This is a genomic window from Streptomyces camelliae (assembly GCF_027625935.1).
Taxonomy (GTDB): domain Bacteria; phylum Actinomycetota; class Actinomycetes; order Streptomycetales; family Streptomycetaceae; genus Streptomyces; species Streptomyces camelliae.
The window spans coordinates 3758759-3778086 of the sequence record NZ_CP115300.1 but is presented as its reverse complement, the minus strand read 5'-3'; the positions used below and the strand labels follow the sequence as shown (position 1 = coordinate 3778086).

General features: G+C 67.8%; 27 protein-coding genes. 24 read left to right on the top strand and 3 right to left on the bottom strand.

Annotation, left to right across the window (positions count from 1 at the left end):
- Window positions 1–7: 7 nt before the first annotated feature.
- From O1G22_RS17080 to O1G22_RS17070, 3 genes are read right to left on the bottom strand one after another with little or no spacing between them, the layout of a single operon-like run.
- Complete coding sequence (locus O1G22_RS17080; RefSeq protein WP_270082134.1) at window positions 8–2146, bottom strand: protein kinase domain-containing protein; 2139 nt, start codon at window positions 2144–2146, stop codon at window positions 8–10.
- A 29-nt stretch (window positions 2147–2175) separates the two neighbouring features.
- Entirely contained in the window at window positions 2176–4371 is a 2196-nt protein-coding gene (locus O1G22_RS17075; RefSeq protein WP_270082133.1) for a protein kinase domain-containing protein, read from the bottom strand.
- The gene (locus tag O1G22_RS17070) at window positions 4371–5291 is read right to left on the bottom strand and encodes a protein kinase family protein (protein WP_270082132.1); all 921 of its coding nucleotides are present in this window, start codon (window positions 5289–5291) and stop codon (window positions 4371–4373) included. The genes O1G22_RS17075 and O1G22_RS17070 overlap by 1 nt, the downstream gene beginning before the upstream one ends.
- Window positions 5292–5526: 235 nt before the next feature.
- On the opposite strand from O1G22_RS17070, the gene O1G22_RS17065 reads away from it, so the two are divergent.
- The 24 genes from O1G22_RS17065 (at window position 5527) to rplO (ending at window position 19148) form a co-directional block, all read left to right on the top strand.
- The gene (locus tag O1G22_RS17065; protein WP_270082131.1) at window positions 5527–5988 is read left to right on the top strand and encodes a hypothetical protein; all 462 of its coding nucleotides are present in this window, start codon (window positions 5527–5529) and stop codon (window positions 5986–5988) included.
- A 9-nt stretch (window positions 5989–5997) separates the two neighbouring features.
- Complete coding sequence (locus tag O1G22_RS17060) at window positions 5998–7833, top strand: alpha/beta hydrolase (RefSeq protein ID WP_270082130.1); 1836 nt, start codon at window positions 5998–6000, stop codon at window positions 7831–7833.
- Window positions 7830–8777, top strand: a complete 948-nt coding sequence (locus O1G22_RS17055) for a hypothetical protein (RefSeq protein ID WP_270082129.1) — start codon at window positions 7830–7832, stop codon at window positions 8775–8777. The genes O1G22_RS17060 and O1G22_RS17055 overlap by 4 nt, the downstream gene beginning before the upstream one ends.
- 615 nt (window positions 8778–9392) lie before the next feature.
- The gene (gene rpsJ / locus O1G22_RS17050; RefSeq protein WP_003948644.1) at window positions 9393–9701 is read left to right on the top strand and encodes a 30S ribosomal protein S10; all 309 of its coding nucleotides are present in this window, start codon (window positions 9393–9395) and stop codon (window positions 9699–9701) included.
- Window positions 9702–9717: 16 nt separating this feature from the next.
- A complete protein-coding gene (gene rplC / locus O1G22_RS17045) occupies window positions 9718–10362 on the top strand; it encodes a 50S ribosomal protein L3 (protein ID WP_014674369.1) in 645 nt (214 codons plus the stop codon).
- Window positions 10363–10370: 8 nt separating this feature from the next.
- Entirely contained in the window at window positions 10371–11024 is a 654-nt protein-coding gene (gene rplD / locus O1G22_RS17040; protein WP_225100405.1) for a 50S ribosomal protein L4, read from the top strand.
- Window positions 11024–11443: a 50S ribosomal protein L23 gene (gene rplW, locus O1G22_RS17035; protein ID WP_071373347.1), complete on the top strand. Its 420-nt coding sequence runs from the start codon at window positions 11024–11026 to the stop codon at window positions 11441–11443. The genes rplD and rplW overlap by 1 nt, the downstream gene beginning before the upstream one ends.
- A 38-nt stretch (window positions 11444–11481) precedes the next feature.
- Complete coding sequence (rplB, locus tag O1G22_RS17030; protein WP_030601203.1) at window positions 11482–12318, top strand: 50S ribosomal protein L2; 837 nt, start codon at window positions 11482–11484, stop codon at window positions 12316–12318.
- 12 nt (window positions 12319–12330) lie between these two features.
- Window positions 12331–12612: a 30S ribosomal protein S19 gene (gene rpsS / locus O1G22_RS17025; RefSeq protein WP_073753479.1), complete on the top strand. Its 282-nt coding sequence runs from the start codon at window positions 12331–12333 to the stop codon at window positions 12610–12612.
- Between the two features lie 43 nt (window positions 12613–12655).
- Window positions 12656–13003, top strand: coding sequence for a 50S ribosomal protein L22 (gene rplV / locus O1G22_RS17020; RefSeq protein WP_019329637.1), 348 nt, complete (start codon window positions 12656–12658; stop codon window positions 13001–13003).
- A complete protein-coding gene (rpsC, locus tag O1G22_RS17015; protein WP_055706471.1) occupies window positions 13003–13821 on the top strand; it encodes a 30S ribosomal protein S3 in 819 nt (272 codons plus the stop codon). The genes rplV and rpsC overlap by 1 nt, the downstream gene beginning before the upstream one ends.
- A 5-nt stretch (window positions 13822–13826) precedes the next feature.
- Window positions 13827–14246: a 50S ribosomal protein L16 gene (gene rplP, locus O1G22_RS17010; RefSeq protein WP_103837549.1), complete on the top strand. Its 420-nt coding sequence runs from the start codon at window positions 13827–13829 to the stop codon at window positions 14244–14246.
- Entirely contained in the window at window positions 14246–14470 is a 225-nt protein-coding gene (rpmC, locus tag O1G22_RS17005) for a 50S ribosomal protein L29 (RefSeq protein WP_018564811.1), read from the top strand. Before rplP ends, rpmC begins: the two co-directional genes overlap by 1 nt.
- Window positions 14470–14754 carry a 30S ribosomal protein S17 gene (gene rpsQ / locus O1G22_RS17000; protein WP_018543912.1) on the top strand — a complete coding sequence of 95 codons (285 nt, stop codon included), beginning with the start codon at window positions 14470–14472 and terminating at the stop codon, window positions 14752–14754. Before rpmC ends, rpsQ begins: the two co-directional genes overlap by 1 nt.
- 101 nt (window positions 14755–14855) lie before the next feature.
- Entirely contained in the window at window positions 14856–15224 is a 369-nt protein-coding gene (gene rplN / locus O1G22_RS16995) for a 50S ribosomal protein L14 (RefSeq protein WP_003998823.1), read from the top strand.
- 2 nt (window positions 15225–15226) lie between these two features.
- The gene (gene rplX / locus O1G22_RS16990; RefSeq protein WP_225100404.1) at window positions 15227–15550 is read left to right on the top strand and encodes a 50S ribosomal protein L24; all 324 of its coding nucleotides are present in this window, start codon (window positions 15227–15229) and stop codon (window positions 15548–15550) included.
- The gene (rplE, locus tag O1G22_RS16985) at window positions 15550–16107 is read left to right on the top strand and encodes a 50S ribosomal protein L5 (protein WP_023547375.1); all 558 of its coding nucleotides are present in this window, start codon (window positions 15550–15552) and stop codon (window positions 16105–16107) included. Before rplX ends, rplE begins: the two co-directional genes overlap by 1 nt.
- Before the next feature lie 5 nt (window positions 16108–16112).
- Window positions 16113–16298, top strand: coding sequence for a type Z 30S ribosomal protein S14 (locus O1G22_RS16980; RefSeq protein ID WP_003948630.1), 186 nt, complete (start codon window positions 16113–16115; stop codon window positions 16296–16298).
- 212 nt (window positions 16299–16510) lie between these two features.
- Complete coding sequence (gene rpsH / locus O1G22_RS16975) at window positions 16511–16909, top strand: 30S ribosomal protein S8 (RefSeq protein ID WP_225100403.1); 399 nt, start codon at window positions 16511–16513, stop codon at window positions 16907–16909.
- Window positions 16910–16933: 24 nt separating this feature from the next.
- On the top strand, window positions 16934–17473 hold the full coding sequence (gene rplF, locus O1G22_RS16970) for a 50S ribosomal protein L6 (protein ID WP_225100402.1): 540 nt from the start codon (window positions 16934–16936) through the stop codon (window positions 17471–17473).
- 3 nt (window positions 17474–17476) lie between these two features.
- Complete coding sequence (rplR, locus tag O1G22_RS16965) at window positions 17477–17860, top strand: 50S ribosomal protein L18 (RefSeq protein ID WP_030860987.1); 384 nt, start codon at window positions 17477–17479, stop codon at window positions 17858–17860.
- Between the two features lie 39 nt (window positions 17861–17899).
- A complete protein-coding gene (rpsE, locus tag O1G22_RS16960; protein WP_009190144.1) occupies window positions 17900–18505 on the top strand; it encodes a 30S ribosomal protein S5 in 606 nt (201 codons plus the stop codon).
- Window positions 18506–18507: 2 nt separating this feature from the next.
- Window positions 18508–18690 carry a 50S ribosomal protein L30 gene (rpmD, locus tag O1G22_RS16955; protein WP_003998814.1) on the top strand — a complete coding sequence of 61 codons (183 nt, stop codon included), beginning with the start codon at window positions 18508–18510 and terminating at the stop codon, window positions 18688–18690.
- Between the two features lie 2 nt (window positions 18691–18692).
- The gene (rplO, locus tag O1G22_RS16950; protein ID WP_030745257.1) at window positions 18693–19148 is read left to right on the top strand and encodes a 50S ribosomal protein L15; all 456 of its coding nucleotides are present in this window, start codon (window positions 18693–18695) and stop codon (window positions 19146–19148) included.
- The last annotated feature ends 180 nt before the right edge of the window (window positions 19149–19328 follow it).

The window sequence follows — 19328 nt, the reverse complement described above, 5'->3', positions numbered from 1 at the left end:
GTGTCTCCTAGAAGACCGGTAGTGCCGTGAGTGAGTCACCGTCCACGATGAAGACCCGGTTGGCGTCGGCTGTCATCCAGTAATTTCTCGGGTTCTTGATGATGCGAAAGCTCCAGTTGGTCTTGTTCAACGTGGAGTTGGGATCCTTGGTGAAGCTGTTGCTGTCCGGTCCGTCGGCCACGTTGAGGACGGTGACCGCGCCTTCCGTCGCGTTGACGATGACCGACCAGAAGCCGTGGCCCTGGACCGTCAGCGGGCTGTACGGGTCACACATCTGATCGAGGTCGTAGAGCCAGCCGCTCTGCTTCCCGTCCTTGATGTCGAACCGGAGTGGTGCTCCGAGCGCGGCCACGAAGACGTACGGGCCGTGGAACGTGGAGGGCCCCCAGAACACCTTTGTGCCATCCGCCCGTCTCAGGTCAGGGCGCCACCGTTGCTTGCCGTCAGTGATGCCACGGGCCGTGAAGTACGGGCTGCCGCTCACGAACAGGGTTCCGCCCGATACGGCGATCCCCGGCCTGTCGTCGGCCTGGTCGCGGAGCATCCATACCGTGCGGCCGGTGCGTGTGTCGACGGCGAGGACGTCCCCCGCCTTCGTGGCGACGGCCAGGATGCCCTGGGCCACGACGCCCCGCGCTGCGCCCGTCGTGCCGAGGCCGGTTCGGGGCGCCGTGGTCCAGCGGATCTTCGCGTCGGAGCGGCTCACACTGCGCAGGCGGCCATCGCCTGTGACGACGTACACCGCTTCGGCATCGGCCGCGAGGATGTAGGAGGCCTCTGCCGGTGCCGTCCATTTAGGGGCACCGGTGGATGCGACGAACGTACACAGCGTGCCCTGACCGTCGACGGCGGCGATCAGCCGGTCGGAAAGTGAGACGAAACGGCGTATCGCCATTGCTTCGGGGGCGGACCAGCGCGGCTTCCCGTCGACGACGCTGTGTGCCGTGATGCCCCCCTTGGCGTCTCCGACTATCAGGACATCGCGCACGGGCAAAGGCGCGGGTGTGTCGGAACTGAGGGCGGACGGCCGGGTCCAGAGCGGGGCGGGCGTCTGCCCGAGGACGTAGTCCCCTCTGTCCGCCGACAGCAGCCGGGCCGTGGGGGTCCGCGCGGCATGCGGGACGTCGAAGAGGTCGCTGTGGTTCTTCCGCCAGAACCACCAGGTGGCGCCACCTGCACCGGCAAGGGCGACCGGGCCGCCGACCGCGAGGGCCGTCAGCAGGCGACGCCGAGGGATTCCGCCCGGCGCACTCGTGCCCGGAAGCGTGGTCAACTCGCGCAGTGCGCGTTCACGGCGCCGTACGTCTTCGGCCAGCGGCCCGGCACGCCACACCCGGTCGGCACCGCGCGGCGGGGCGAAAGCCTGCGCGATGGCATCGGGAGCGGGCCGGTATGCGGGGTCCTTGGCCAGGCACGGGTCGATGAGCTGCTGGAGGGCGGGCGGGACCCGGTCCATGCGCGGTGTGCCGTGAACGACCTCGTACTGGACGGCGGCGACGTGCGACCCCTCGTACGCCCGCTGACCGCTCGCCGCGTACACCAGCAGGGCGCCGAGAGAGAAGACGTCGGCGGCCGGGCCCACCCGCTGCCCGAGGGCCTGTTCCGGCGCCCCGTACCCCGGGGTGACCGGAACCTGGCCGGTGGTGGTGAGGGTGAGGCCGTGCTCGGGCCGGGCGATGCCGAAGTCGATGATGCGCGGGCCCGCCGAGGTGAGCACCACGTTGGCAGGCTTCAGATCGCGGTGCACCAGGCCGACGGCATGGATGTCCCGCAGCGCTCCCGCGAGCGCCGCCGCGAGGGCGCGGACGCCGTTCTCGTCGAGGGGGCCGTACGCGCCGACCGCCTCTTCGAGGGTCGGGCCGCTGAGGAACTCGGTCGCGATCCACGGGCGCCCGCCTTCGGTCTGTGCGTCCAGGACCCGGGCCACGCCCGGTCCGCTGACCGCCTGCGCCATCCGGGCCTCGCGCACGAAGCGCTGACCGAGCTGCGGGTCGTCCGCCAGATGCCGGTGCAGCACCTTCACGGCGGCCGTGCGACCGTCGCGGTCCTGGCCGACGTAGACCTTGCCCATGCCTCCCTCGCCGAGCACGCCGAGGATGCGGTAGGGCCCGAGCCGGAGCGGATCTCCGGTGTTCAGTGGCTTCATGTCCGGTGCTGCTCTTTCGTCGTGCTGTCTCAGAGGAGCGGATAGCCGGCGGTGTAGTTCTCGCCCAATGCGATGAGGCGCCGGGAGGCCGGGTGGGCGAAGTAGTGGGCTGCCGCGGCGGCCTTGAAGGGACGAGTCGTGCCACCGTCGGCCAGGTCGACGGCCGCCAGGCGCGACGACGCGTTGCGGTATACGTAGGCGAGGCCGACCACCGGCGGGGCGAGGAGGTCCGCGGCGGTCGCGTCGCCGCCCTTCTCCGTCCAGTGCGGTTCGCCGCTGCCGGCGTCGACCGCGACGACCCCACGGCCGGCCTCCACCGCGTACACCACCCCGTCCTTGACGGCGGGCGGGCTGTACGCGGCCCCGGCGGGACCCTTGTCGTAGTGCCAGGCGACCTTGCCGTCGTCCAGGCCGAGCGCGAGCAGCCCGCCGGCCGACGGATACACATGCCGGTCGTCGACTGCCAGCCGGGCCCGGCTGAACGTGGGCTGCGCACTGTCCAGCGTGCGGCTCCACAGCAGCCGCCCGATGCCGGTGTCGCGGACGACCAGCTGTGTCGCTCCGTCGGCCGCCTGCTGGACGAGGACGAGGCGGCCGCCCGACACCTGGGCGGACAGGAAGTGGAGCCGCTGGGAGCCTTCGGGCCGCGCGGGGAGCGGTACGTCCCATAGCTTCTTGCGGGCCCGGAGGTCGAACGCGAGAAGGTACCAGGTTTGGCCCTTGCGGAATGAGTCGCTGTCGGTCGGCTGGGAACCCCGGCCGGCGACCGCGTAGAGCTCCGCGTCCGTGGCGCAGAGCAGCTGGGTCCCGTAGAGCTCCCCGTTGAGGTCCTTGAGTTCGATGAGCGGTTCCCCCACGCTGCCATCGGCCGGATCGACCCGGCACACGGTCAGTGACGCGGCGTCCTCGTGGCCGCGGACGAGGGTGTGGATCAAGGTGCCGTCAGTGGCCGTACGATGCTGGAACGAGACCTCGGCATACTGCGGCCAGAGCGCCTTGCCACTGGTGGGGCTCAGACCCTTGAGTTCGGTCTGACCGACGATGAGAAGCCGGTCCAGCAACAGCGGTGCCGGTGGGACCAGAGGGTCGTGGTAGTCGGACGACGCCTGCCAAAGCAGGTCCCAGGTGGGTTCCCTCTGCGCAGGGCTGGTCGGCCCGGGCCGTGCGGGCGTGCCGGCGCCGCGGCCGCTGAGCCATGCCCAGGCGCCCGTTCCGGCTGCGGCGACACCGAAGGCCGTGCCGCCGCCGAGCATGAGCAGACGACGGCGGGACATCCGCTCCCGTTCGCCGACGGCTGCGGTCCGGGCCATGCCGTGCCCGGCCTGGGGCGGCAGGCGGCGGGGCTCGACCCGCCAGACGTCGGAGGCCCGTCGGGCGATGTCCACCAGGACAGGCTCCGGCAGGCAGTCCACGAACTCTCCTTCGTGGCCATCGAGGTAGGAACGCAACTGACCGGTGGTGGGCCGGTGCAGCGGATCCTTGGCGAAGCACGGCAGCAGCACGGAGAAGAGCCCGGCCGGAACTCCGGTCAGGTCCGGTTCGGCGTACCGCACCCGGTACAGCAGATCCGCGGCCTGCCCCATGCCGAACGGACCCCTGCCCGTCGCGGCGTGGACCAGCACTCCCGCCAGGGCGAACACATCACCCGCAGGCGAGTGTTCGCCGCCCGCCGCCTGCTCGGGCGACATGAAGGCGGGCGTGCCCGCCGCCGCCCCGACCCGGGTGAGGTGGTCGTCGCCGAGTGCCCGGGCGATACCGAAGTCGATGACCTTGGGGCCGTCGGCCGTCACGATGATGTTGGACGGCTTCAGGTCGCGGTGGACGACGTCCGAGTCGTGCAGTTGGGCCAGCGCGGCGCACAGCCGGGCACCCAGGGCCCGGACCGCTCGTTCCGGCAGCGGCCCGTTCAGCCGGACGGCGTCGTCCAAGGGCGGGCCGATCAGGTACTCCGTGGCCAGCCAGGGGGTTTCGTGGACGATGTCGGCGTCGAAGACCCGGGCGCCGTGCTCCCCGCCGATGACCCGGGCGGCATCCGTCTCCAGCCGGAACCGGGTCCGGAAGACGGGATCCGCGGCGATGCGGGCGTGCATGGTCTTCAGGGCGACGACGCGCCCCGTGTCCGAGCGGCCGAGATAGACGGTGCCCATGCCACCGCTGCCGAGGCGGGCGATCAGTTGGTGGGCGCCAAGGCTCTCGGGGTCGTCGTGAGCGAGAGGCGAGAACATCAGGGCCGCCCTACCTCCTGGGCACGCGCGAGCGGTCGGGCGACGAGGACAGCCGCCGACTGGCGGGCCAGGGCGGCGACGATCCGGGCCGGGAGGGGAAAAGGGGGGCCGTCGAGAACGGTCGGTATGGGTGTCGGAGACGGTGGGGCCGCCTGCGGCCAGGGCTGCGGTGCAGCCAGGCCGGACGCGAGGTCGGCAGCCGACGGCCGTCGGGCCGCGTCACGAGCCAGGCAGACCGTGATCTGCTCCCGAAGCGACTGCGGCAACTCCTCCCGCTCAGGGACGGTGTACCCGGTGCTGGCGTACGACAGCACAGCGCCGAGCGCGTAGACGTCACCGAGCGGGCGGGGCCTGCCGCCCTGGGCCTGCTCCGGGGCCAGGCAGCCGGGATCGAGTCCGGGTCTTCCCAGCCGCTGTTCACCGTCCGGCACCGCGGCGCGCACCGCACCGAAGCAGGTCAGCAGCGGTCCGTTCACGCCGAGCAGTACGGCTGCCGGGGACAGCCCCGCATGGGTCACACCCTGTGCGTGGGCCGTGGCCAGCGAGGAGGCGAGGGCCGCGCCCAGTGCGCGCACGACGGCCTCCGGCAGCGGACCTCCATGTGCGGCGAGAGCGGCGGGCAGCGGCAGTACGGGGGTGTACGGCGCCGCGTGCCAGGGCGGAACGGCAGCCCCGGCCACTTCCGCCACGGGCGCGAAGCCGGGCAGGGCCAACCGCCGGGCACCTTCGGCCTCTGCGGCCCAACGGGCGGGATCGGTCTCGGGGTGCGGAACATGGACCAGGACCGTGCGCCGGCCGTCCGCGCTGCGGGCGATGTACCGGCGATCGGGTGTCCGTTGCCGCTCGGACTCCTTGTCGACCTCGGCCAGAACTGCGTACGGCCCGATCCGTAGCGGGTCGTCCTGCCGCAGTTGCTCCATGTGTGTGTTTCCCCCGGTTGCCGGACACAGGCGAGGGATCTTATACGGCGAGGGACGGGTGGGACTGAGTACAGGTACTCAACTGCTCTGGTCACCGGGGCGGACGGAGCGCGGGTGATGCTCCGTTAGATTGAGAAGCCGACACGGATTTCTTACCTCGCGTGCAGGAAAGAACGATGAGAGTCGGCGGGAGCACCGGCGGCGGGGTGCGCGAGCATGGGGGAGGACCACCAGTATGTCCTGGGACGAGTGGGAGCAACTCAAGGCGGACGCGGCCGCGCGTGGCGGTTCCGCTCGGATGCAGTTGAATCATCTTGCCGACCCGGCGGGGGGCGGTTCTTCCGCCGTGAGTTCCGACCGGCTCAAGTCGGACAAGAAGGTCTGGGCGAAGGTCGGCGGGGACGTCAAGGGGCTGCAGGACGACATCCGCAAGGCGTTGGGGAAGCTTGACGACGGTCAGTCGGGGCTGGGGGGCGGGGCTGGGTGTGAGTCGGCCGCTGCGCAAAATGAGCTGTTCCACTCCTGGAAGAAGTATGTCGCTGATGTGAGCGGCCGCTGCGAGGGGCTGGGCGGTCTGCTGGAGCGTTCCGGGCGCGATCTGTCGATGTCCGATGCGGACGTCCGGGCCGAACTGGAGAAGATCAAGCTGAAGTACCAGGACACCGCGGCCGTCGGCGGCCAGGCGAAGGACAAGTGAGCGGCGACCATGGATCTTGCGACGCTCAAGGCTCTCAAGCCGTCCGAGTACCAGGAAGCCGCTGCCGGGTATCGGACCACGAGCAAGATGGCGAGCACGGCCAAGGACGCGATCGACAACCGAATTTCGGCGCAGATCCGCAACCAACTGGAAGGGGAGACGGCGAATGCCGCCCTGCGGGAGCTGAAGGAGCTGTCGAAGGACTTCCACTACACCCAGACCGAGTGCGCGCTGATCAGTACCGCGCTGGACGGCTTCGCCTTCGACATGGCTGCGGCCAAGCGGAAGCTGGAGGCGGCGATCGAGGACGCCAAGGCAGCGGGCTGCACGGTGGATGCGGACGGTTCGGTCTCCTTCCCGGCAGGCGGTAAGGAGGTCGACGGCAAGGTTCCGGAAGGCGGCACGGTCTCGGCGAGTCCCAGCCCTACGGATCCCACGGCGGCGGCGCTGGAGCGCCAGGCCGTCCACATGCATCCGAACCCGAACTTCGGCAAGGCCGTCGGGTTCGCCGACCGCATCGGTGACGCCCTGAAGGAAGCCACGGACGCGGACGCGAAGTGGGCTCCGAAGCTGCGTGCCCTGAAGGCTGACGACGACCTGGTGGTCTCCGACAAGGACTGGAGCGATGTCAAGGCGGACACGGACGCGGTGCGCGATGCGGGCAAGAGCTACCTCGATTCCCTGCCCCAGCCTCCCAAGCATGACAGCCCGAAGGACAACGCAGCCTGGTGGAACGGACTCACCGACGAGCAGCGGTCGGACTACCTGGCAGTCCACCCCGACTCGGTCGGCGCGATGGACGGGCTCCCTGCCACTGTGCGGGACCAGGCCAATCACACTGTGCTCGACGAGGCTCATGCGAAGGCTCAGCTGGGATATGACGCCTGGCTGAAGAATCACCCTGAGCCCAAGCGGTACGAGCCCTACTTCAACCCGATGACGGGCACAGAGGTGAAGGGGACGATGGTTGAGAGCCAGGAATGGAAGGACTGGGAGAAGGCCCGGCAGGAGGCCCGGGGTCCGCTCGGCGGGATGGAGGCGATCCAGAGGCGCTTCGACACCTACACCGACGAGAGCAAGCGCCCATACCTGCTCGGCTTCGACGACAAGAACAACGGCCGCGCCATCGTCTCCATCGGCAACCCCGACACCGCCGACAACGTGGTGACCTACGTTCCCGGCACCGGCACCACCCTAAGCGGCATCGACGGTGACATCCGTCGTGCCGAACTGCTCCAGGACCGGGCAAGCTTCACCGATCCCACCCACACAACCGCGTCGATCATGTGGCTCGGCTACGACGCTCCGCAGGGCCTTTTGAGCGACGCGACCGACGCCAAGTACGCCGACGCCGCCCGCGAGCCGCTGAGCAACTTCCTGACCGGGATCGGCACCGCCCACCACGGATCAGTGAACTCAACGCTCTTGGGCCACAGTTACGGCACGCTTGTGGCTGGCGAGACCATGCGGGACCACCCCCACCTGCCCGTGAACAACGCGATCTTGGTGGGCAGTCCCGGTGTGGGCGCGAACCACGCCAAGGATCTGCATATCGGTGCCGACCACGTCTGGGCGGCCACCGCCAAGAACGACCTGGTGAATCTGGCCCCGCCGCCGGCCGGGACGCTGGCACCCTTGAACCCGATGGCATACTGGCGCCTCTTCAATGATCACTCGATCATGTACGGGAATGACCCGACATCCGATGAATTCGGCGGCCGAACCTTCCATGTCGCCGACGGAAAGCTGCCGGGCACGGACGGCTTCATGCCCGCGCACTCGCAGTACTGGGAAGGCGACTCCCTGAACAACATGGCGAAGATCGTGACTGGAGGAACCCCATGAGGCCGTCCCGGACGATGGCGGTCATCGCCCTATTGACCGCGTCCGTCGCGGTGGCGGCGTGCGGATCGGGGCAGACGGGAAGCAGCGGCGGCAGCACACCATCGAAGCAGGTCACCATGGACGAGCAGCAGGCAACGAAGCGCGCTGAGGAAATCATCCACCAGGCCGTGGATGGCATGTCTCCCAAGCCGACCCTCAAGCGCACCGGGCTGAGTCCTCTCGGGGCCTGTGTCGCCGATGACCACAGCGCCGGCGAGCGTCAGCAGGTCGCCCTTTCGTACCAGCTGACCGGGGTGCCGGGCACCGAGGCGAAGAAGCTGGTGCGCCAGGCTCGGGACGCCTGGGTGAAGCTGGGCTACACGTTCCAGAGCTCGGACGCCGACTGGTCCGACCCCTTCCCCTCGGTGAGCATGCGCACCGTGCCCGACGACTTCTGGATGACCGCGATCACCGGTGTCGTCGACAAGGCCAAGGGGGAGGGGCTCGCCGCCATCAGCGTGACGTCCCCATGCTTCGCCGCGGACGGCTCCGGCACCGCCGACCCCGCCTCCTTCCGGCAGACCGCCACCGACGAGCAGGCCGAACACCGTGCCCGCGACCACTCCAGTCGGCTCTACGACGCGCTCCAGGTGCGGCACGGGGCGACGCAGGAGGGAGAAGGCCTCGCTACCTATCAGGACGGCGAGGAAACCTACGCTCACCACACCTGGTCGACCGAGCCGCTGCCAGAGGACGCCATGGTCCGGGCCCTGGCACGGGCGCAGGCCCACTTCGAGAGCCTGGGCTGGACGCTCCGGCAGGTCCCGACGGTCACCGGTGTCCCGGCACTCCTGGCCCGCAACGCAGAGGATGGGAGCGCGGCCCGGCTGGCCCCGTCGGTCGACGGCACGTTGCGTGTAGCCGTGACTACTCCGACGGCACCTCCCGGGTCTGTGTCGGTGTGACGGACGTCGAGGATGTGCATGGGGCCTGGCGATGAGACGTCTCTGGACAGACCGACCGGTACCAGGCGCCCCGTGGGGCACTTCACCGCCGGACGCTCCGCAGATCAACTGCTACCCGGGCCCGCACTACTCCGCCTCGTTCGCCCGCTCCGCCCTGTCGGTGTTCGCCGATCATGAGGCGAATCAGCGGGGCTGCACCGACGCGAAGGTGATGTCCGGCCGTGAGGCGCACCGCCTCCCCGTTTGACCTACGTCACCCCCGGGGTATTCTCTCCGGCTCGATTGGCGAAGCCCCCGCCGTGTATGGCAGACTGTCCGAGTTGCTCGGTCGAGTGTTGATGCTGCGCGCCTCCCGCCGGGGGGACCGGAAGCGAGTCCCACAGTACTCGTCGCCTTAACTGCCTTACGGCAGCGCTGGGGCGGACGTACGGGAATCTTCCGGGAAGTGCAGTGCGGCACCGGCCAGGCGCCCGGTGGACTTCACCCCCTGCAGGGATGTTCGAACAAGGGACATCTGTGTCAGCGAGAGTGCGACACGCCCGACCGCGTGGGTCGGACGAAGTCAATGGAACACCGGGTTCCAGAGCTGTAGAGAGACAGGACTACTGAGTAGCCATGGCGGGACAGAAGATCCGCATCCGGCTCAAGGCCTACGACCACGAGGTCATCGACTCCTCGGCGAAGAAGATCGTCGAGACGGTGACCCGCACTGGTGCGTCGGTCGCGGGCCCGGTGCCGCTGCCCACTGAGAAGAACGTGTACTGCGTCATCAAGTCGCCGCACAAGTACAAGGACTCGCGCGAGCACTTCGAGATGCGCACGCACAAGCGCCTGATCGACATTCTCGACCCGACCCCCAAGACCGTTGACTCTCTGATGCGACTCGACCTCCCGGCCGGTGTCGACATCGAGATCAAGCTCTGAGGCTGGTGGGCTGAGAATGGCTAAGCAGATCAAGGGCATCCTGGGCGAGAAGCTCGGCATGACGCAGGTGTGGGACGAGAACAACCGTGTTGTTCCGGTCACCGTCGTCAAGGCCGGCCCGAACGTCGTCACCCAGGTCCGTACGAACGACGTGGACGGCTACGAGTCCGTTCAGATCGCCTTCGGCGAGATCGACCCGCGCAAGGTGAACAAGCCCCTCAAGGGCCACTTCGCCAAGGCCGACGTCACCCCCCGTCGCCACCTCGTCGAGATCCGCACCGCGGACGCCTCCGAGTACACGCTGGGCCAGGAGATCACCGCTGAGGTGTTCGAGGCCGGCGTGAAGGTGGACGTGACCGGCAAGAGCAAGGGCAAGGGCTTCGCCGGTGTCATGAAGCGCCACAACTTCCGTGGCCTCGGCGCCGGACACGGCACCCAGCGCAAGCACCGCTCGCCCGGTTCCATCGGTGGCTGCGCCACCCCGGGCCGCGTGTTCAAGGGCCTCCGCATGGCGGGTCGCATGGGCAACGAGCGGGTCACCACCCAGAACCTGACCGTCCACGCCGTTGACGCGGAGAAGGGTCTGCTGCTCATCAAGGGCGCGGTTCCCGGTCCGAACGGCGGCCTCGTCCTGGTCCGCACCGCGGCCAAGGGGGCCTGAGGTAACCGATGAGCACTGTTGACATCCTTTCGCCGGCGGGCGAGAAGGCCGGTTCCGTCGAGCTCCCCGCGGAGATCTTCGACGCCAAGGTCAGCGTTCCGCTGATCCACCAGGTCGTCGTCGCGCAGCTGGCCGCGGCCCGTCAGGGCACGCACAAGACCAAGACCCGTGGCGAAGTCCGTGGTGGTGGCAAGAAGCCGTACCGCCAGAAGGGCACCGGTCGCGCCCGTCAGGGTTCGACCCGCGCGCCGCAGTTCGCCGGTGGTGGCGTCGTGCACGGTCCCGTGCCGCGCGACTACTCGCAGCGCACCCCGAAGAAGATGAAGGCCGCCGCCCTGCGCGGTGCCCTCACCGACCGGGCGCGTCACAACCGCATCCACGTCGTCGCCGGCGTGGTCGAGGGCGAGACCCCCAGCACCAAGGCCGCCAAGTCGCTGTTCGGCAAGATCTCGGAGCGCAAGAACCTGCTCCTGGTCGTCGACCGCGCCGACGAGGCCGCGTGGCTGTCCGCCCGCAACCTGCCCCAGGTCCACATCCTGGAGCCGGGCCAGCTGAACACGTACGACGTTCTCGTCTCGGACGACGTGGTCTTCACCCAGGCCGCTTTCGAGTCCTTCGTGTCTGGCCCCAAGGCCGCTGACACCGAAGGGAGCGAGGCCTGATGGCTACGCGTCACCCGAGCATTGCCTCGAAGGCCGCCAAGGCCGCCAAGGCCGCGCGCGTCGCCAAGGCGAAGCGCCACGCCACCGAGGGCAAGAACACCGTCGAGACCCCGCTGAGCAAGTCGTACACGGACCCCCGTGACGTCCTGCTGAAGCCGGTCGTCTCCGAGAAGAGCTACGCGCTCCTCGACGAGAACAAGTACACGTTCATCGTCGACCCGAACGCCAACAAGACCCAGATCAAGCAGGCCGTCCAGGCGGTCTTCTCGGTCAAGGTCACCGGGGTCAACACGATCAACCGCCAGGGCAAGCGCAAGCGCACGAAGACCGGTTTCGGTCAGCGTGCCGGCAGCAAGCGCGCGATCGTGACCCTCGCCGAGGGCGACCGTATCGACATCTTCGGCGGTCCGACCGCGTAAGCGGGTCGGATCGTCCGATATCGGACGAGGACTGAGAAATGGGAATCCGCAAGTACAAGCCGACTACGCCGGGCCGTCGTGGCGCCAGCGTCGCCGACTTCGTCGAGGTCACGCGGTCCACGCCGGAGAAGTCGCTGGTCCGTCCCCTGCACAGCAAGGGCGGCCGTAACAACGCCGGTCGTGTGACCGTTCGCCACCAGGGTGGCGGACACAAGCGCGCCTACCGCGTGATCGACTTCCGTCGTCACGACAAGGACGGCGTGCCGGCGAAGGTCGCGCACATCGAGTACGACCCCAACCGCACCGCGCGCATCGCGCTGCTGCACTACGCCGACGGCGAGAAGCGCTACATCCTCGCCCCGCGCAACCTGCAGCAGGGCGACACCGTGGAGAACGGTCCCGGGGCCGACATCAAGCCGGGCAACAACCTGGCCCTCCGCAACATCCCGGTCGGTACCACGATCCACGCGATCGAGCTCCGTCCCGGTGGCGGTGCCAAGTTCGCCCGCTCCGCCGGTGCCTCCGTGCAGCTGCTCGCGAAGGAGGGCGCCTACGCCCACCTGCGCATGCCGTCCGGCGAGATCCGTCTCGTCGACGTCCGCTGCCGCGCCACCGTCGGTGAGGTCGGCAACGCCGAGCAGAGCAACATCAACTGGGGTAAGGCCGGCCGTAAGCGGTGGCTGGGCGTCCGCCCGACCGTCCGTGGTGTCGTGATGAACCCGGTTGACCACCCGCACGGTGGTGGTGAGGGCCGGACCTCCGGTGGTCGCCACCCTGTGTCCCCGTGGGGCAAGAAGGAAGGCCGTACTCGTTCGCCCAAGAAGGCGTCGAACAAGTACATCGTCCGCCGCCGCAAGACGAACAAGAAGCGCTAAGGACGGGTTGAGATGCCTCGTAGCTTGAAGAAGGGGCCCTTCGTCGACGACCACCTGATCAAGAAGGTGGACACGCAGAACGAAGCCGGCACCAAGAACGTCATCAAGACCTGGTCCCGTCGCTCGATGATCGTCCCGGCCATGCTCGGCCACACGATCGCGGTGCACAACGGCAAGACCCACATCCCGGTGTTCGTCACCGAGTCGATGGTCGGCCACAAGCTCGGCGAGTTCTCGCCGACCCGCACCTTCCGGGGCCACGTCAAGGAAGACCGGAAGTCGAAGCGCCGCTAGTAGCGGATCGCATTCAGACACGTAAGTAACTGAAGGGACAACCATGGAAGCCAGGGCCCAGGCGCGGTACATCCGCGTCACGCCCATGAAGGCCCGCCGCGTGGTGGACCTCATCCGTGGCATGGACGCCACGGAGGCCCAGGCTGTTCTGCGATTCGCTCCGCAGGCAGCCTCCGTGCCGGTCGGCAAGGTGCTCGACAGCGCCATCGCCAACGCCGCGCACAACTACGACCACACCGACGCCGACAGCCTCTACATCTCCGAGGCGTACGTCGACGAGGGTCCGACCCTGAAGCGGTTCCGTCCGCGTGCCCAGGGCCGTGCCTACCGGATCCGCAAGCGGACCAGCCACATCACCGTGGTCGTCAGCAGCAAGGAAGGAACCCGGTAATGGGCCAGAAGGTTAACCCGCATGGGTTCCGGCTCGGTGTCACCACGGACTTCAAGTCCCGGTGGTACGCCGACAAGCTGTACAAGGACTACGTCAAGGAAGACGTCGCCATCCGTCGGATGATGACGTCCGGCATGGAGCGCGCCGGTATCTCGAAGGTGGAGATCGAGCGCACCCGTGACCGCGTGCGTGTGGACATCCACACCGCCCGTCCCGGCATCGTCATCGGCCGCCGTGGCGCCGAGGCCGACCGCATCCGCGGCGACCTTGAGAAGCTCACGGGCAAGCAGGTCCAGCTGAACATTCTTGAGGTCAAGAACCCCGAGACCGACGCTCAGCTGGTTGCTCAGGCCGTTGCCGAGCAGCTCTCCTCCCGCGTCTCCTTCCGCCGTGCCATGCGCAAGAGCATGCAGTCGGCGATGAAGGCCGGCGCCAAGGGCATCAAGATCCAGTGCGGTGGCCGCCTCGGCGGCGCCGAGATGTCCCGCTCGGAGTTCTACCGCGAGGGCCGTGTGCCCCTGCACACGCTCCGTGCGAACGTGGACTACGGCTTCTTCGAGGCCAAGACGACCTTCGGCCGCATCGGTGTGAAGGTCTGGATCTACAAGGGCGACGTCAAGAACATCGCCGAGGTCCGCGCCGAGAACGCTGCCGCCCGTGCGGGTAACCGCCCGGCGCGTGGCGGTGCCGACCGCCCGGCCCGTGGTGGCCGTGGTGGCGAGCGGCGCGGTCGCAAGCCGCAGCAGGCTGCCGGCGCCGAGGCCCCCAAGGCCGAGGCTCCCGCCGCTCCGGCTGAGAGCACCGGAACGGAGGCCTGACCGACATGCTGATCCCCCGTAGGGTCAAGCACCGCAAGCAGCACCACCCCAAGCGCGACGGCGCTGCCAAGGGTGGCACGACGGTTGCGTTCGGCGAGTACGGCATCCAGGCGCTCACCCCGGCGTACGTGACGAACCGTCAGATCGAGGCCGCTCGTATCGCCATGACGCGTCACATCAAGCGTGGTGGCAAGGTCTGGATCAACATCTACCCGGACCGTCCCCTCACCAAGAAGCCTGCCGAGACCCGCATGGGTTCCGGTAAGGGTTCTCCGGAGTGGTGGATCGCCAACGTCAAGCCCGGACGCGTGATGTTCGAGCTGTCGTACCCCAACGAGAAGATCGCCCGTGAGGCGCTGACCCGTGCGGCCCACAAGCTGCCGATGAAGTGCCGGATCGTCAAGCGCGAGGCAGGTGAAGCGTGATGTCGGCCGGTACCAAGGCGTCCGAGCTGCGCGAGCTGGGCAACGAGGAGCTTCTGGGCAAGCTCCGCGAGGCCAAGGAAGAGCTGTTCAACCTCCGCTTCCAGGCGGCCACGGGTCAGCTCGAAAACCACGGCCGTCTGAAGGCGGTCCGCAAGGACATCGCGCGGATCTACACCCTGATGCGCGAGCGTGAGCTGGGCATCGAAACGGTGGAGAACGCCTGATGAGCGAGAAGAACGTGACTGAGAACGCAGAGGCGCGCGGTTTCCGCAAGACCCGTGAGGGTCTCGTCGTCAGCGACAAGATGGACAAGACCGTCGTCGTCGCTGTCGAGGACCGCGTCAAGCACGCGCTGTACGGCAAGGTCATCCGCCGTACGAACAAGCTCAAGGCGCACGACGAGCAGAACGCCGCGGGTGTCGGCGACCGCGTCCTCCTCATGGAGACCCGGCCGCTGTCCGCGACGAAGCGCTGGCGCGTCGTCGAGATCCTCGAAAAGGCCAAGTAAGTCTCCTGCGGGGCAAACCCCGCAGGACAGTTCCGCCAGGCTCCGGGGGCCCGCTCGGGTGAGCGGCCCCCGGGGAACCGGCAGACAAACAGGAGATAGACGTGATCCAGCAGGAGTCGCGACTGCGTGTCGCCGACAACACTGGTGCGAAGGAGATCCTTTGCATCCGTGTGCTCGGTGGCTCCGGTCGCCGCTACGCGGGCATCGGTGACGTCATCGTCGCCACCGTCAAGGACGCGATCCCCGGTGGCAACGTGAAGAAGGGTGACGTCGTCAAGGCGGTCATCGTTCGCACCGTCAAGGAGCGCCGCCGTCCGGACGGCTCGTACATCCGCTTCGACGAGAACGCCGCCGTCATTCTGAAGAACGACGGCGACCCTCGCGGCACCCGCATCTTCGGCCCGGTCGGCCGTGAGCTGCGCGAGAAGAAGTTCATGAAGATCATCTCGCTCGCGCCGGAGGTGCTGTAAGCATGAAGATCAAGAAGGGCGACCTGGTCCAGGTCATCACCGGCAAGGACAAGGGCAAGCAGGGCAAGGTCATTGCCGCTTACCCGCGCGAGGAGCGTGTCCTGGTCGAGGGTGTCAACCGGGTCAAGAAGCACACCAAGGCCGGCCCGACCGCCAGCGGTTCCCAGGCCGGCGGCATCGTGACCACCGAGGCCCCGATCCACGTCTCCAACGTCCAGCTGGTCGTGGAGAAGGACGGCAAGAAGGTCGTCACGCGTGTCGGTTACCGCTTCGACGACGAGGGCAACAAGATCCGCGTTGCCAAGCGGACGGGTGAGGACATCTGATGGCTACCACCACCACTCCGCGTCTGAAGCAGAAGTACCGCGAGGAGATCGCGGGCAAGCTGCGTGACGAGTTCAAGTACGAGAACGTCATGCAGATCCCCGGCCTCGTCAAGATCGTGGTCAACATGGGTGTCGGCGACGCCGCCCGTGACTCGAAGCTGATCGAGGGCGCCATCCGCGACCTCACCACGATCACCGGTCAGAAGCCGGCCGTCACCAAGGCCCGCAAGTCCATCGCGCAGTTCAAGCTGCGTGAGGGCCAGCCGATCGGTGCCCACGTCACGCTCCGTGGCGACCGCATGTGGGAGTTCCTGGACCGCACCCTGTCGCTCGCGCTGCCGCGCATCCGCGACTTCCGCGGCCTGTCCCCCAAGCAGTTCGACGGCCGTGGCAACTACACCTTCGGTCTCACGGAGCAGGTCATGTTCCACGAGATCGACCAGGACAAGATCGACCGCACCCGGGGTATGGACATCACCGTGGTGACCACGGCGACCAACGACGCTGAGGGCCGTGCGCTCCTTCGTCACCTCGGCTTCCCCTTCAAGGAGGCGTGAGCGAGATGGCGAAGAAGGCTCTGATCGCTAAGGCTGCTCGCAAGCCCAAGTTCGGTGTGCGTGGCTACACCCGCTGCCAGCGCTGCGGCCGTCCGCACTCCGTGTACCGCAAGTTCGGCCTCTGCCGCGTGTGCCTCCGTGAGATGGCTCACCGTGGCGAGCTGCCGGGCGTGACCAAGAGCTCCTGGTAATCCCTGTAATAGGGGATTCCTGAAGCTCTCGGTAAGCATCTGGGTCGGCAGAGGCCCTTCTCCGCATGCCGTAGGCTTGCGGGGTTGGGCGTCTGCCGCGCCCGTACGACTTACTACGCCGTAGGTCCACCGCGCCGCACCCGTCCCGTCTCGGATCGGGGAGAGGGATGGCGCACCAGGAAACCCCGGCGAGAGAGGCCGAAGGCCAATTCATGACCATGACTGATCCGATCGCAGACATGCTTACGCGTCTGCGGAACGCGAACTCGGCATACCACGACTCCGTGACCATGCCGGCATCGAAGATCAAGTCGCACATCGCGGAGATCCTCCAGCAGGAGGGCTTCATCACGGGCTGGCGGATCGAGGACGCCGAGGTCGGCAAGAACCTCGTCCTGGAGCTGAAGTTCGGCCCCAACCGTGAGCGCTCCATCGCGGGCATCAAGCGGATCTCCAAGCCCGGTCTCCGGGTGTACGCGAAGTCCACCAACCTGCCGAAGGTGCTCGGCGGCCTCGGCGTGGCGATCATCTCCACGTCGCACGGGCTCCTCACCGACAAGCAGGCCGGCAAGAAGGGCGTGGGTGGGGAAGTCCTCGCCTACGTCTGGTAGCAGAAGGGAACGGAGGAAACAGCTATGTCGCGCATCGGCAAGCTCCCCATCGCGGTTCCCGCCGGCGTGGACGTCACCATCGACGGCCGTACGGTTTCGGTCAAGGGCCCCAAGGGCACGCTGACCCACACCGTCGTGGCACCGATCGACATCGCTAAGGGCGAGGACGGCACCCTGCTGGTGACCCGCCCGAACGACGAGCGTCAGAGCAAGGCCCTGCACGGCCTCTCCCGCACGCTGGTGGCGAACATGATCACCGGCGTGACCCAGGGTTACGTGAAGAAGCTCGAAATCAGCGGTGTCGGTTACCGAGTGACCGCCAAGGGTTCGAACCTGGAGTTCGCTCTGGGCTACAGCCACCCGATCGTCGTCGAGGCCCCCGAGGGCATCACCTTCAAGGTGGAGGCCCCCACCCGGTTCTCGGTCGAGGGCATCGACAAGCAGAAGGTCGGCGAGGTTGCGGCCAACATCCGCAAGCTGCGCAAGCCCGACCCGTACAAGGCCAAGGGTGTCAAGTACGAGGGCGAAGTCATCCGCCGCAAGGTCGGAAAGGCGGGTAAGTAAGCCATGGCATACGGGCAGAAGATCCTCAAGGGCGACGCCTACAAGCGCGCCGCGATCAAGCGCCGTCACATCCGGATCCGCAAGCGGATCGCCGGTACGGCGGAGCGTCCCCGTCTGGTCGTGACCCGCTCCAACCGCCACATCGTGGCGCAGGTGATCGACGACCTCAAGGGCCACACCCTGGCCTCCGCGTCCACCCTGGACGCGTCGGTCCGCGGTGGCGAGGGCGACAAGTCCGCGCAGGCCAAGCAGGTCGGCGCCCTGGTCGCCGAGCGTGCCAAGGCCGCCGGTGTCGAGGCTGTCGTGTTCGACCGTGGTGGCAACCAGTACGCCGGGCGCATCGCCGCCCTGGCGGACGCCGCCCGCGAAGCCGGGCTCAAGTTCTGAGCCTGCCGTAGCTAGCGGAAAAAGAGAGAGGTAATTCCAATGGCTGGACCCCAGCGCCGCGGTGGCGGTGCCGGTGGCGGCGAGCGGCGGGACCGGAAGGGCCGTGACGGCGGCGCTGCTGCCGCCGAGAAGACCGCGTACGTTGAGCGCGTCGTCGCGATCAACCGCGTCGCCAAGGTTGTGAAGGGTGGTCGTCGCTTCAGCTTCACCGCGCTGGTCGTGGTGGGCGACGGTGACGGCACCGTGGGTGTCGGTTACGGCAAGGCCAAGGAGGTGCCGGCCGCCATCGCCAAGGGCGTTGAGGAGGCCAAGAAGCACTTCTTCAAGGTCCCCCGTATCCAGGGCACCATCCCGCACCCGATCCAGGGTGAGAAGGCTGCCGGCGTCGTGCTGCTCAAGCCCGCGTCGCCCGGTACCGGTGTTATCGCCGGTGGTCCGGTGCGTGCCGTGCTGGAGTGCGCCGGTATCCACGACGTGCTGTCGAAGTCGCTCGGCTCCGACAACGCCATCAACATCGTGCACGCGACCGTGGAGGCCCTGAAGGGTCTGCAGCGTCCCGAGGAGATCGCGGCCCGCCGTGGTCTGCCCCTGGAGGACGTCGCTCCCGCGGCTCTGCTGCGTGCGCGTGCCGGGGCGGGTGCGTAATCATGGCGCAGCTCAAGATCACGCAGGTCAAGTCCTACATCGGCAGCAAGCAGAACCACCGTGACACTCTGCGGTCGCTTGGTCTCAAGGGGATCAACACCGTGGTCGTCAAGGAGGACCGCCCCGAGTTCCGCGGCATGGTGCACACCGTCCGCCACCTCGTGACGGTCGAGGAGGTCGACTGATCATGGCGGAGCAGAACCCGCTGAAGATCCACAACCTCCGTCCCGCCCCGGGCGCCAAGACCGCCAAGACCCGTGTGGGTCGTGGTGAGGCGTCGAAGGGTAAGACGGCCGGTCGTGGTACCAAGGGCACCAAGGCCCGCTACCAGGTTCCGGAGCGCTTCGAGGGTGGCCAGATGCCGCTGCACATGCGCCTCCCGAAGCTGAAGGGCTTCAAGAACCCGTTCAAGACCGAGTACCAGGTCGTGAACCTCGACAAGCTGGCCGCGCTGTACCCGGAGGGTGGCGAGGTCACCGTCGAGGGTCTCGTCGCCAAGGGTGCCGTTCGCAAGAACAGCCTCGTCAAGGTCCTCGGCCAGGGCGAGGTCTCCGTGGCGCTGCAGGTGACGGTCGACGCCGTCTCCGGCTCCGCCAAGGAGAAGATCACCGCCGCCGGCGGTACGGTCACCGAGCTGGTCTGAGTTCCTCAGGTCATTCGATGACATGAACGATCCCGACCGGGGATACTCCACAAAAGGGGTATCCCCGGTCGGTCGTTCCTAGGGGAGTGCTCTCGCCGGTAAGGTGGCCAGCACTGCCTACTTTCATTGGGTGCGTCTCATGGGGCACCCTGAGCGGCAGTTGACCGTTAGTAATTCGTC

What these genes read in the sequence shown, in the direction of transcription:
- O1G22_RS16980 (WP_003948630.1), top strand. Translation starts at nt 16,113, where the DNA reads ATGGCGAAGAAGGCTCTGATCGCTAAGGCTGCTCGCAAGCCCAAGTTC.
- rplC (WP_014674369.1), top strand. Translation starts at nt 9,718, where the DNA reads ATGGCTAAGCAGATCAAGGGCATCCTGGGCGAGAAGCTCGGCATGACG.
- O1G22_RS17070 (WP_270082132.1), bottom strand. Translation starts at nt 5,291, where the DNA reads ATGGAGCAACTGCGGCAGGACGACCCGCTACGGATCGGGCCGTACGCA.
- O1G22_RS17080 (WP_270082134.1), bottom strand. Translation starts at nt 2,146, where the DNA reads ATGAAGCCACTGAACACCGGAGATCCGCTCCGGCTCGGGCCCTACCGC.
- rplP (WP_103837549.1), top strand. Translation starts at nt 13,827, where the DNA reads ATGCTGATCCCCCGTAGGGTCAAGCACCGCAAGCAGCACCACCCCAAG.
- rpsE (WP_009190144.1), top strand. Translation starts at nt 17,900, where the DNA reads ATGGCTGGACCCCAGCGCCGCGGTGGCGGTGCCGGTGGCGGCGAGCGG.
- O1G22_RS17060 (WP_270082130.1), top strand. Translation starts at nt 5,998, where the DNA reads ATGGATCTTGCGACGCTCAAGGCTCTCAAGCCGTCCGAGTACCAGGAA.
- rpsC (WP_055706471.1), top strand. Translation starts at nt 13,003, where the DNA reads ATGGGCCAGAAGGTTAACCCGCATGGGTTCCGGCTCGGTGTCACCACG.
- rpsJ (WP_003948644.1), top strand. Translation starts at nt 9,393, where the DNA reads ATGGCGGGACAGAAGATCCGCATCCGGCTCAAGGCCTACGACCACGAG.
- rplW (WP_071373347.1), top strand. Translation starts at nt 11,024, where the DNA reads ATGGCTACGCGTCACCCGAGCATTGCCTCGAAGGCCGCCAAGGCCGCC.
- rplX (WP_225100404.1), top strand. Translation starts at nt 15,227, where the DNA reads ATGAAGATCAAGAAGGGCGACCTGGTCCAGGTCATCACCGGCAAGGAC.
- rplF (WP_225100402.1), top strand. Translation starts at nt 16,934, where the DNA reads ATGTCGCGCATCGGCAAGCTCCCCATCGCGGTTCCCGCCGGCGTGGAC.
- O1G22_RS17065 (WP_270082131.1), top strand. Translation starts at nt 5,527, where the DNA reads ATGTCCTGGGACGAGTGGGAGCAACTCAAGGCGGACGCGGCCGCGCGT.
- rplO (WP_030745257.1), top strand. Translation starts at nt 18,693, where the DNA reads ATGGCGGAGCAGAACCCGCTGAAGATCCACAACCTCCGTCCCGCCCCG.
- rpsS (WP_073753479.1), top strand. Translation starts at nt 12,331, where the DNA reads ATGCCTCGTAGCTTGAAGAAGGGGCCCTTCGTCGACGACCACCTGATC.
- O1G22_RS17075 (WP_270082133.1), bottom strand. Translation starts at nt 4,371, where the DNA reads ATGTTCTCGCCTCTCGCTCACGACGACCCCGAGAGCCTTGGCGCCCAC.
- rpmD (WP_003998814.1), top strand. Translation starts at nt 18,508, where the DNA reads ATGGCGCAGCTCAAGATCACGCAGGTCAAGTCCTACATCGGCAGCAAG.
- rpmC (WP_018564811.1), top strand. Translation starts at nt 14,246, where the DNA reads ATGTCGGCCGGTACCAAGGCGTCCGAGCTGCGCGAGCTGGGCAACGAG.
- rplV (WP_019329637.1), top strand. Translation starts at nt 12,656, where the DNA reads ATGGAAGCCAGGGCCCAGGCGCGGTACATCCGCGTCACGCCCATGAAG.
- O1G22_RS17055 (WP_270082129.1), top strand. Translation starts at nt 7,830, where the DNA reads ATGAGGCCGTCCCGGACGATGGCGGTCATCGCCCTATTGACCGCGTCC.
- rpsQ (WP_018543912.1), top strand. Translation starts at nt 14,470, where the DNA reads ATGAGCGAGAAGAACGTGACTGAGAACGCAGAGGCGCGCGGTTTCCGC.
- rplR (WP_030860987.1), top strand. Translation starts at nt 17,477, where the DNA reads ATGGCATACGGGCAGAAGATCCTCAAGGGCGACGCCTACAAGCGCGCC.
- rplB (WP_030601203.1), top strand. Translation starts at nt 11,482, where the DNA reads ATGGGAATCCGCAAGTACAAGCCGACTACGCCGGGCCGTCGTGGCGCC.
- rplD (WP_225100405.1), top strand. Translation starts at nt 10,371, where the DNA reads ATGAGCACTGTTGACATCCTTTCGCCGGCGGGCGAGAAGGCCGGTTCC.
- rpsH (WP_225100403.1), top strand. Translation starts at nt 16,511, where the DNA reads ATGACCATGACTGATCCGATCGCAGACATGCTTACGCGTCTGCGGAAC.
- rplE (WP_023547375.1), top strand. Translation starts at nt 15,550, where the DNA reads ATGGCTACCACCACCACTCCGCGTCTGAAGCAGAAGTACCGCGAGGAG.